The sequence below is a fragment of the Halomarina pelagica genome (genome assembly GCF_024228315.1).
Lineage (GTDB): Archaea > Halobacteriota > Halobacteria > Halobacteriales > Haloarculaceae > Halomarina > Halomarina pelagica.
On record NZ_CP100454.1, the window covers coordinates 371,346 to 381,729 of the forward strand.

Genomic DNA, 10,384 nt, shown 5'->3' on the forward strand with positions numbered 1-10,384 from the left:
TTCGATAATGGACGAGGACTCAGAGTCAATCAGCTATCTGTCGGCTGCTGATATCCGTGACATCCACGAGTTGATCGTGGAGTCAAATGCGGAGACGACCGCTGGAGTCTCCTCGCCAGGCGATATTGAATACGTCGTTGAACATATTCAGGAAGGACATTTCGGTCAGGTTCCCGAATCGCTCCATGAGAAGGCATTTCAGCTGCTGCGGCTCATTGCGACGAATCATCCATTCGTCGATGGCAACAAGCGAACAGCGCTCATGTCGACCCGAATTTTCTACGCGCTGAATGGCCGCCGCTTTGACTACGATCGGGAGATCAAAGAGATTCTGAAGGCGCTCGCGACAGATGAGAGCAGTGTCGATGAGGACGACGCGGTCGAGTATCTACGAGCGCACACAGAGCCGCTTGCAGCAGAATACGAGGCAACAATCAACCTGTGGCTGGCACGTATTGAGGGCACAGACCAGCTACCGACGGAGCACGACACAGTCGATCAGGAATCCCACGAACCGAACGATTATGACCACGAACCCCATAGTGAGGAGTAAGGATGGCCGCTGAAAGTGAACAGCCCAAGATTCCCGATGAGATGTCCCCCGAAGAGGCACGGCAGTATCTCATCCGGTTCCTCGGACGCCAGGACCTCGACGAGCACGAGGAAATCTACGACGAACTCGCGACTGAGTAGGACTACCTCTTAGCTGCGGGTTCTGCTAATTACGCCGGCCATGCGGGCAATACCGGTCTTCCATCTTTCCAGCGAATCGCCTCTATTGCCGACGAGAACTGCTATAGTCAATTCGTCTGTTCGCGAGCAGCTTCGACATCCGAGTAGAGTTCCAACGCGTGCTTGATGAGGCGGCGGTCTTCCTGGTTCTCCTCCCAGCGGGTAATCACGTCGCGGCGTTCACGAAGCTCGTCACTCGAGAGGTCGCCGTCGGCGAGCGACTGTTCGAGGTCCTCCCACGTCTCGACATCGTAGGTCGCCTGCCACTCCTCGATCTCCTCGGTGATCGCGGCCAATTCGTTCCGCAACTCCTCGCGCGTGTTCTCCTCGATGAGCGTGCGGATTTCCTCGAAGAGCAGTCGCGTGTAGTCCGGCTGGTAGCGCGTCGTCTCGCCGGCCTCGACGCGGCGCAGCTGGCCCCGGTCGACGAGATCCTGGAGCTCCTCGTTGGTCGTGCTCCAGGCGGCGTCGGCCTGTTCGCTGATCCAGTTAACCGACCGGGGTTCACGAAGCGTCTCGGCCACCGAGCGAATACGGTCGCGGGCGCTCATCGATTCAGTCCACGACTGGACGCCATTCCGTGGAGATTCGGACATGCTTGGCACCACTTGTAACGGTGTTCGTGCCCTACTCGCATATATGTTTGTATCCTCGCGCATAATCGAGAGTACGTTCAGAGCATAGACATCCGGAGATTGAAATGCGAAACGGATGGAAGCTATGAGCCAACTGATGCACAACAGATATTCTGACTTTGAGGAACTGCGGCCGACCGGCGAGGGGTCCCACATTCCAGACACAAGGCTGGACGACGGGTTTGAGGGTGGCCCCAGGCGACAATGCGTCGCGACGACCACGGGTGGCTACCCCGCCGAACCGTCGGACATCGGCGCGGAGTGTCAGTCCTGTGGTGCGTCGATCCCGGCTGGCCAGACGAAGTGCCGGTTCTGCCTCACGAATCATCTCGGTGAATCCACCGACAACCAGCAGCCCGCAGACACCGAGTGGACACTGCTTCACGTCGTCCAGCTGCTCGTCGAGGCCTCGACGGGCTATCACGCCCTCGCGAAGGGCGCTGCGGCAGCAACCCTCCTCGCGAAGCCCGACAGGGATCCAGCCGTCGACGACTGCCAACTGCTCTACGATTTCGACGACGCACCTGCCGCGCAGCTGACCGACCACTGGCCCGCGCTTCCTGACGCCGTACGGGCGACCTCTGAGCGTGGTGAACGGATACTTGCGGTGGCTCGTGAGCGGTCAGTGTGGACTGAGACGACCGAGTCGTCACGTGGAGAGGCGCACACGACGTTTCTGTACGACGAGGGTGGACAGGGCATTCGCGACGGAGGTCGGCTTACAGGCCTCCTTGAGTGCGCCGAGACCGACGTCTGGTTGGTGCCAGCGATTGCACTCCAGCGTTCCGTCGACGACAACCATTCCGAGAATCGGCAACCAAACGTTCCCTCGAAAACGCGGCTTGACTGTCGCAGCTGCGACCGAACGACTGTGCATCAGTTCCAGGAGTTCGAGTCTGTCCCAGCTGAGAACTGGACTGGGCAGTCGATGTGGGAGTGTCAGGTGTGTCAGTCACCTCGTCACGGGCCAGCCCCTGAATAGGAGGGTCGGTTGAATACGTCCTTAACCAACAAAGGATGCCTATACGAAGGTTGTTGGTTAAGGCTGATGCAGGGCTTCGGCGGGAGACATCGTCGTACCTGCGTTGTTTTTCTGCGTCTCCAAAACGCTCTGCGTTCTGATGTGCGACGAGACGCGGCGCGTCTCATTAACGCCGGGAGTCGGCGAGGCGCGCATTATGGACCCACGGGACACGCCCGGATATCGACTGCATCGCGCTCTGAGTAACCTCAACAGCACAGATATCGAGCAACTGGATGGCCCCGACCGAAAACGAATCGCTGAGGCGACGACGCTTCTGGAACAGGTGGAACTGCTCACCCGACCCAGTGCTTCGGAAGAGACTGACGCTACCGTCGACTCCTGAGGAGATCCATAGCCGCGGGACAGCAATCTCACTTCTCCCCCGGTCGGTTTGTTACCCCCCGAAGGGTGCGAGGGCACGAAAACGCCCTTGAGTACAACCAATGGCAACGCTACAAGCTGCGACGACATCGACCGGGGCGATCGTAACGAATGCCCAGACAGTCGCCAGCTCTGCGAAGCACATTGATTCGATATCCTGAATTGGAAGTTGGACGAAGAAGGGGGAGCTCATCATCTGGGGATACGACGCCTTCGAAGTCTACGAACCCCGTGGGGATGGCCTTCATGACTACGAAATTGGTAACTCTTGCGAATCCGCTCAACAACGAGAATACCTACTGTGACACTTCAACTGGCCACTGGCAGTTCAATTTTATATTTGTCAAGATCTTGTCCCCAAGAGTTCAGTTGAGGATATTTATATTTCTCTACTATTATCGTTGCTGAGCTCAGCCTCCTCGACTTGCTCTAAGGCGGCCCGGAGGAGGCTGGCCGCGGCCGGTCGGTGCAAAGGTTCGTTTTGGTTCCCGCACTGGCTGCTCATCAGACATGAGGGGCAGCCAACGTCACGGTCACAGTCACAACTATCAATCCGCTCCAGGGTTCGCTGCGCGACCGCTTCGAAGTGCTCGTAGACGCTGTGGGCGAACCCGACGCCGCCCTCGACCGTGTCGTGGATGAACCATACTGGCGACCCGACCTCTGGGTGCCGAAGCGTCGACAGCCCACCCATGTCGCGATTCTCCAAGCGGAGTTCCAAAGGTGCCATCTTGATCATCCCATGCTCACCGCCGTGTAGCCCACCAGCGACAGTGTACTCTCGCTCACCCATCGAGACGAACTCCGACCCTTCACTCGGCTGGATGTAGGAATTCGCTGGAATCTCGGCGAGAACCTGATCAACGATGCCATTCGGGAACGCGATCCACATCAGCTGCGTCCGCAACGATATCGGGTCGAGGTCGATCGGCAGCAGTCCCTCGACGAGTTCACCGGAGTACATATCGAAGACGTTGTACGCACTATAGTTGATGTGGACGGTCCCCATCCCGGCACAGAGTTGAAACCCATTATCGAGACCGTATGACCGCTCAACCGTGATGTCCGTAATCTGCTTGTCATGGATGGACTGCGTGTAGCTCCTGGATTTTGACCGCTCGACGGCGACGTACGGGTTGATACGATCCTCAACGACCTCAGTGACCTCGTACTGATCGCCGTCGTACAGGACCAGAGCGCCGGGGTAGTACTCTCGGTAGACACGTTCCTTGTCCAGAGGCTCCATGTCGATGTCGCCGTCCGTCTGGCGTACCTCGTACTGCTGGTCGCTGGTCGCATAGAGCGAGATCCGGCTCTGTGGACGAGCGGTACCGTTGTACTGCGCTCCGCGGTCAAGGTCACCGACCAGTTGCCCGGCAGCCGACCACATGTCGATGGCGCGCGCCAGTCGCTCGCGCGGACCGAACCATCGGACGTCATCTTCTGTGAGTGGTCGTTCAGCGGCCGCACAGAGCAGGTGTTTCCCGTACACCGGATTGTTCGAGAGGTCGATGACGGCGTCTTCAACGTTATCCTCGAGGACATATGCGGGATTGTTCAAGATGTACTGGTCGATTGCGTCAGACCTCGGGACGAACACCGAAAGCGAGTCCGTCGTACCGCGGCCAGCGCGGCCGATACGCTGCCAGAACGACTGCCGAGTCCCCGGATAGCCAGCGAGTACGGTCGCATCCATCGACCCGATGTCGATACCCAATTCGAGCGCACTAGTCGAGATGACTCCATCGACCTGCCCGCCGTTCAACTTATTCTCGACCGCCCGGCGCTTGCGCTTGCTGAGGCCCGCGTGGTACGGTTCGAGTTCGACGTACGACTCTTCGGGATGGGTTCGTGCAGCTTCGATAGCCCGCTTCACGCCGATTTCGGTACCCTGCCGGGACCGCGTGAACATCAATGTCTGAACGTCGTTTTTCGCGAGGTGGACGAGGACTTTCGCGGCTTCATCGTCAGCATTCTTTCGCAGCGATGGTGGAATCTCATCCTCGTCAAGTTCGTTAACGACGTCATCGTCCGTCTCCGCGAGCGGTGGTTGCCAAAAACCTACATCCCGGCGACCGTGCGGGCTGCCATTCTCGTCAATGACGGTGAAGTCCGCTCCAGTCAACTCTTCGGCATGTTCTTGAGGGTTTCCTATCGTCGCTGTCGAACAGACTAGTTGCGGGTCCGCGCCATGATGGGCGAGCAGGCGGCGGAGCCGACGGATGACCCACGCGACATGCATCCCGTGAACGCCGGTGTAAGTGTGGCACTCGTCGATGACCACTAACTCACAGTTCGCGAATACGTCGCGCCACTTCATGTGGTGATTGAGATACTGGTTGATACCCGCAAAGTTCGAAATAATCACGTCCTGGCGGTCCCTGATGAGCCGCCTTCGGTCCGACTTTGTGTCCCCATCATACGTTTCGGCGATGGCGTCGACCCCGAGCTGGTTGAAGAGGTCGTTGACCGCCTGTTCCTGGTCGGCACTCAGTGCCTTCGTCGGATACAGAAATAGCGCCCGTGCGTCTGGGTTCTCGAGTTTCTGCAAACAGTAGTAGAGCGCGTACACCCACGTCTTCCCGGACGACGTCGACGTTGCGACAGTCACGTTGTTCCCGGCTTTCAGCTCCCGAATCGCCTCAGCCTGATGGGTGTAGAGATCGACCCCGAGGGCGTCAGCTAGTGCCTCAGGTAAGATCTCCGCCGCTGACACGGTAGCTGCGGCCCGTGGTGGATCCGAGATCGTTTCAGTGAGTTGGCTCTCGTAGTCCGGGAATGTCGCTTCCAAGGTGTCCGCATTCAGTATCGCGTCGAGCGATGGCGTGGAGTTCTGGCTCATGTGTTAGAAATCATGCAGGGTGCCCTGCGAGGTTGACTCGGCAATCGAAGACCCCCCGTTACCGCTGTTTGTCGTCATTCGGTTCGTCGAGTCCCTGATCCGGTTGTAGACATACGCGAGCGATCGGACATCGTCCTCGCAATATGTCTCGTGGCGATTCCAGTCCAGTTCCGTCGCCGGGCACGGGTTCTCAGCATAGCGCTGGAACAAGCGGCCAACCTCGCCACCCGTCAAGCCAGTGTCGAGTGGCTCCCAGCCGAGTGCTTGCGCAACGTCCTCGAGTTTATTCGTCAGACCAGGCAGAATCGCGTTCTTCTTGTTGACTGCCCAGTCGTAGAGGTCGAACCGGTACGTGCTCTCCCAGAAGTCGAGATACTGTGCACAGTGGTCCGCGATGTGTTCGGTGATGACCGGGAAGTCGAAGTTCCAGCCGTTATAGGCCACGATTGGCCGACCTTCCCCGTTTGCGACTAGCCAGGAAAGAAAGGCATCCAGAGCTACGGCAGGCTGCGTCGGGTCCGTTTCGAGAAACGACATGTAATGGTCATCCTCACCAGGCGCAAGGACGCCGATCAGCCAGATCATCGTCGGGTTGAGCCCGTCAGTTTCGATGTCGATGAAAATCGGCTGGGTTTCGGGGAGCTTCGCACCGGAGGATTTCCGAATCTCACCCTGTTCGATGACTTGAGCCGATTCAATCGCCGTTCGGGCAGTCTTCTGGCCGAAGCCATCCAGCGACGATATTTCATAGACAGAGCCCGTCGCGAGGTCTGCACGTGATTGAACACCTGCCTGTCGGAGTGTTGTCGCCCGTCTGCGGCCGACTTGGTCGGCGGACGTCAATCCGAATCGTTTCAATTGTCGCGTTTTTGCACCTACGATGCCGTCAGGCTGTAGGTCGAAGTGGGCGATGCTAGCCTGCGCGATGCCCTGTTGCTCAGTCGCGCCAGGCATGACGCCTTGCACATCGACGCCCGCCCATATTGCACGGTACTCCGGATTCGCCTTGGTGGTGAGATGGGTGAACGCACCAACAATCCCGTGTTCGTCCAGCGGCGCACGATATTCCTTGAGGCCGTCAAGCCGAGCATCCAGATTGACGAGATCGACGGACAGCGAGAGACAGTCGGACAGGAGGAACGAGTGCGTACTGCCATTCGGTGGTCCAACCCGTTTGTTTCGGGCGACTCGTTCGAGGTCTGCCGGTGAGGATATCCAGCTTAATCGCACGTCGTTTTGTCGGGCGAGTCCGCGCGGACTGCTACCACTGAGTGGCTGGGTCGCGATCGTCGCGGTATCCCCGACATGAGTTTCGAGGAATGGTTCGTGAACGCGGTCCGGGGTGAAGACAATGTCGGAATCGAAGTACTGGACGATGTCTCGCATCTGTTCGCCCTGGCAGCGGTCCATCGTAATCGACGGAAGGACTGTGAGCCCGATCATGCGTGTCCACCGTGTTGGTACTGCCTGTCGGTCCCTGTTGGGAGCAGCGTCCATGACGGTGCGGTACATCCAGTCATCGCCATCTCATACCCGTTCCTCGCCCCTCGCCAGCGCGAGATTACAGGCCGGGCGGAAGCGACAGCTCGCACATTTCTTCCAGTGGTTCGCTCCCAGAGGGTCTCCACCGTCGCGCCAGAAGGCGACGAAGCCGCGGAGCTGTTTGCCTCGCTGTGAATCGCGTTCGTAGTCAAGCAGGTGTTGCCTGATGTTCGGATGGATCGTGGACTTCTTATTGAGTGTAACTGTGACATCGTCGCCGTCCTCTGTGGCAAGCAGTAGCTGGGCTCTGCTCACCTCAACCGGGTTGAATTCGTCCTGTGGATACTTTAGATAGCGAATAGAGAGGTTCGAGACATCGAAACCGATGCGGTCCAGCAGGTTCGCGTGACACCACAGGAGAAACTGCTCGTTCGGGAAGAACTGATCGAGGTACCTGTCCTTTGTCACGCCACGGACGAGTGTCAGCTGTGTTGGCTGGCTCTCCACGAATCGAATGTACCACGGACGCCCCGCCACGAGCATGTTCACCAGTTCGTGCACGAAGGGCGGATGGAGCAACGAGACATCACCGGCTTCGATATCCGTCCACACATCCTCAAGACCGTACTCCTCGTCAGTATCGCCAACAGTCGTTTGCGCCAATTCGATGTGCTGTTCCTGTGCCCGAACAAGCCGTTCTGGACGGGAATCTTCGTTCGATTCTACCGCCCGCTCGAATTGAGCCTTCTGCTCACAGTAGTGCTGGGTCTCCAGCGTACTGAGTGGGACGATGCGCTCGCTGTTGTCTTCGGTTATCGTATCAAGAATACCTAACTGGTGGCGTGCGATCTCGGAGATCGGTTTCGAGTGGGGTCGGTCGCCAGCCATGCATTAGAGTACACTTGCATACCCCGTATGTGTTTACCCCGAGGGCTCGACAACCGGCACAGCTTGCGCCCGTGAAATCATCTCGTTGTCTCGGGCAACTCGCTTGAGTTCCTCGTAGGGGTTGCGTCCCTGCTGGCGCCACGTCGCCAGCAGGGACAGCAACGTCTCGTGGACGAACATTCCATGGTCGTTACGGAGCGTCCCGATGATTTTCCGGAGAACGACCGGCTCACGAAGCGCGTTCTCGGCAGCATTGTTCGTCGGTGAGACCGCTGGCTCACCGACGAAGGTGAGCCAGTGGTCGAGCCCACCTTCGATCTTCCCGAGCAGTGTTGCCACTGCTCCGTCGGTCTCTGACCGCTCAACGAGCGAGGTGAGTTCGGCCCGGGCAGACCGATGCATCTGTGCCCGTTCACGGACTGTTGGGTCGGTCTCCAGCCACGCCTGGAGACCGACGTACATCTGCCTGAGAGATCGGTGAATCCGCTCTCCCTTCTTGTGGTCGTCGGCGACGTCTTCGGCCTCACGGAGCAAGTGGGCCCAACACCGCTGGAGGTTGCTGGTGAAGGCCGGATACGCCGTCCAGCCGTCACAAACGACCGTTCCCGCGAAGTCCTCACCGAGGACTTCCGCGGGAACATCATGACCACGGCTCTCTCTGACGGCGTACAGCGTGTGCTCGGCCGTCCTGAACGTCCAGATCCACGCTTGGTCACCGTCACGTTTGACGCCGGTTTCGTCGACGTGGACGACATCAGCGTCCTGGATGTGGCGACGGATTTGTTCGTACTCGCAGCGACCGGCGCGCGCAGCGCGCTCGGTCGCGTGCCACGCGGACGCGCCCGAAAGCTCCAACCCACAGAGCTGCTCGAAGCGATCAGCGATCTTCCGGTAGGGAAGTCGCTGCTCGTACCGGGAGAGTGCGGCCTGTGCGATGACGTTCACCCCGAACTGCCCCTCATCGGGGCAGTCGGGGTGTGAGGCAACAGTTGCGGTTCCACAGGACTCACACTCGTAGCAGTGACGGTTGTACCGGGTGACGACAGGCGGCTGTGGATCGGGAATCTCTTCGACGAGTCGGGGGCTGACGCCCACCGACTCGTCGAGATCCTCACCACACTCTGGACAGCAGTCGCAGGTGACCTCAACTTCCTCATCGGGATCAGACACTGTTCGCCACTCTGGATCGTGTCCGTCGTTCCGACCCGGTGTTCCGCCGTCAGTACGGACGTTATCGTCGTCCTCGTCACTGTCCGAGGTCGGCGACCGAGGGGTCGCCGACCGTCGTTTGCTGGGCGGGGTGTGTGGATTTTCGTACTTGCGAAGCCGTGCTTCGAGTTCCTCGATCTGCTCGTTCTGTTCTTCGATCCGCTTGTTCTTCTGAGTGAGTTCCTGTTCGAGTTCTTCGACCCGCTGCTCAAGTTGAAGAAAGCGAGAAAGCAGTTCCTCCTTGGTGAGATCGTCCCCGTTCACAGATCCCACCTACCAGCGATGACAGCAGGGGTGACGGGATGGGCTCCGCCGCGGAGCCCATCCCTGTGGATCACCACGAAACCCTGCCGCCAGTACATACAGCCCGGCTTGTGCGCTTCCTATGAGACAGTGGCGAAATCAGTTCGGGCTAAACACATACTCGGACGGGATGTAGTAGAAGTCCCGACCGACCGTCCCGTCGTAGACGAGGTTCGGGTGCGACCGGACGATCTGGTTTATTATCTCGGGGGAGAAGCGGTCGACGTTGTACTGACAGATGCCGACACAGTCGAGTTCCGGAAACACGCCGTTGAGCGTCTCCTCGTACTCGATCAGCCGGTCGACGCTGTGTTCGCCGTCGAGCGCCCACGTCATCTCGCCGGCGATCCGGATCGCGTCGTACGACCCCTCCTCGGTCGCCGTTCGGGTCATCTCGTCCGCGAAGGCGATCACCTCCTCCGGCTCGAACGCCCCGTTCCGGAGGAAGGTACCCTCCTTCGAGTGAAACGAGAGATCGCCGGCCTCGACCGCGGCGTCGACGTCGATCCCGGCGGCCCGCATCGCCCGCTCGACGTCCTCCCGCGGGTTGTCGTCGCAGATGTAGAGACAGCGCTCCCCCCGCTCGAGGCCGTCCCGGATCAGGGGAACGACGGCGGCGAACTGCTGGTCCTGGGTCGCATAGAGCAGGGCGACGTGGTGGTGGAGGTCGGGCGTCTCGGACTCTCGCTCCGGCCCGCGGACGGTCGGACCGGCGACGGTCTCCCCGGGATCGCGCGGCGGTGACGAGGTACCGGAGACGGCGTCCCGACCGGTCAGTCGGTCGTGGTCCATTCCACGAGGCCGAAGGCGGCACGCGCCTAATAATGTAGCGCCGGGGGAACGCGACGGCGCACGTCCCCCCGGCGGTGTGTTCGCCAGCGGTCGCCG

General features: G+C 59.6%; 10 protein-coding genes and 1 pseudogene. 5 read left to right on the forward strand and 6 right to left on the reverse strand.

The genetic code is table 11. From position 1 onward, the window contains the following. The first annotated feature begins 7 nt into the window (after positions 1-7). Positions 8-553: a type II toxin-antitoxin system death-on-curing family toxin gene (locus NKI68_RS01925; protein WP_254544990.1), complete on the forward strand. Its 546-nt coding sequence runs from the start codon at positions 8-10 to the stop codon at positions 551-553. Positions 554-555: 2 nt separating this feature from the next. Beyond that, positions 556-693, forward strand: a complete 138-nt coding sequence (locus NKI68_RS01930; RefSeq protein ID WP_254544991.1) for a hypothetical protein — start codon at positions 556-558, stop codon at positions 691-693. A gap of 107 nt (positions 694-800) precedes the next feature. Here the strand turns inward: NKI68_RS01930 and NKI68_RS01935 are convergent, their stop codons facing one another. Then, the gene (locus tag NKI68_RS01935) at positions 801-1,328 is read right to left on the reverse strand and encodes a DUF7342 family protein (RefSeq protein ID WP_254546471.1); all 528 of its coding nucleotides are present in this window, start codon (positions 1,326-1,328) and stop codon (positions 801-803) included. 136 nt (positions 1,329-1,464) lie between these two features. On the opposite strand from NKI68_RS01935, the gene NKI68_RS01940 reads away from it, so the two are divergent. The 3 genes and pseudogenes from NKI68_RS01940 to NKI68_RS23760 form a co-directional block, all read left to right on the forward strand. Next, positions 1,465-2,349: a biosurfactant protein 1 gene (locus NKI68_RS01940; RefSeq protein ID WP_368410965.1), complete on the forward strand. Its 885-nt coding sequence runs from the start codon at positions 1,465-1,467 to the stop codon at positions 2,347-2,349. Between the two features lie 196 nt (positions 2,350-2,545). Then, a complete protein-coding gene (locus tag NKI68_RS01945) occupies positions 2,546-2,734 on the forward strand; it encodes a DUF8012 family protein (protein WP_254546472.1) in 189 nt (62 codons plus the stop codon). 100 nt (positions 2,735-2,834) lie between these two features. Continuing rightward, positions 2,835-3,035, forward strand: a pseudogene (locus tag NKI68_RS23760) (hypothetical protein); the annotation flags it as partial. Between the two features lie 116 nt (positions 3,036-3,151). Here the strand turns inward: NKI68_RS23760 and NKI68_RS01950 are convergent. From NKI68_RS01950 to NKI68_RS01970, 5 genes are all read right to left on the reverse strand, one after another. Continuing rightward, positions 3,152-5,614 (reverse strand): DEAD/DEAH box helicase, encoded by a 2,463-nt coding sequence (locus tag NKI68_RS01950; RefSeq protein WP_254544993.1) that lies wholly within the window; start codon positions 5,612-5,614, stop codon positions 3,152-3,154. 3 nt (positions 5,615-5,617) lie between these two features. Continuing rightward, positions 5,618-7,000, reverse strand: a complete 1,383-nt coding sequence (locus tag NKI68_RS01955; RefSeq protein ID WP_254544994.1) for a ribonuclease H-like domain-containing protein — start codon at positions 6,998-7,000, stop codon at positions 5,618-5,620. Positions 7,001-7,141: 141 nt separating this feature from the next. Beyond that, positions 7,142-7,984 carry a hypothetical protein gene (locus tag NKI68_RS01960; protein WP_254544995.1) on the reverse strand — a complete coding sequence of 281 codons (843 nt, stop codon included), beginning with the start codon at positions 7,982-7,984 and terminating at the stop codon, positions 7,142-7,144. 33 nt (positions 7,985-8,017) lie between these two features. Next, entirely contained in the window at positions 8,018-9,457 is a 1,440-nt protein-coding gene (tnpC, locus tag NKI68_RS01965; RefSeq protein WP_254544574.1) for an IS66 family transposase, read from the reverse strand. A gap of 138 nt (positions 9,458-9,595) precedes the next feature. Continuing rightward, a complete protein-coding gene (locus NKI68_RS01970; RefSeq protein WP_254544996.1) occupies positions 9,596-10,288 on the reverse strand; it encodes an MEDS domain-containing protein in 693 nt (230 codons plus the stop codon). Positions 10,289-10,384 lie beyond the last annotated feature (96 nt).

Coding starts and splice junctions, on each gene's coding strand:
- NKI68_RS01925 (WP_254544990.1), top strand. CDS start 8: ATGGACGAGGACTCAGAGTCAATCAGCTATCTGTCGGCTGCTGATATC.
- NKI68_RS01930 (WP_254544991.1), top strand. CDS start 556: ATGGCCGCTGAAAGTGAACAGCCCAAGATTCCCGATGAGATGTCCCCC.
- NKI68_RS01935 (WP_254546471.1), bottom strand. CDS start 1,328: ATGTCCGAATCTCCACGGAATGGCGTCCAGTCGTGGACTGAATCGATG.
- NKI68_RS01940 (WP_368410965.1), top strand. CDS start 1,465: ATGCACAACAGATATTCTGACTTTGAGGAACTGCGGCCGACCGGCGAG.
- NKI68_RS01945 (WP_254546472.1), top strand. CDS start 2,546: ATGGACCCACGGGACACGCCCGGATATCGACTGCATCGCGCTCTGAGT.
- NKI68_RS01950 (WP_254544993.1), bottom strand. CDS start 5,614: ATGAGCCAGAACTCCACGCCATCGCTCGACGCGATACTGAATGCGGAC.
- NKI68_RS01955 (WP_254544994.1), bottom strand. CDS start 7,000: ATGCGAGACATCGTCCAGTACTTCGATTCCGACATTGTCTTCACCCCG.
- NKI68_RS01960 (WP_254544995.1), bottom strand. CDS start 7,984: ATGGCTGGCGACCGACCCCACTCGAAACCGATCTCCGAGATCGCACGC.
- NKI68_RS01970 (WP_254544996.1), bottom strand. CDS start 10,288: ATGGACCACGACCGACTGACCGGTCGGGACGCCGTCTCCGGTACCTCG.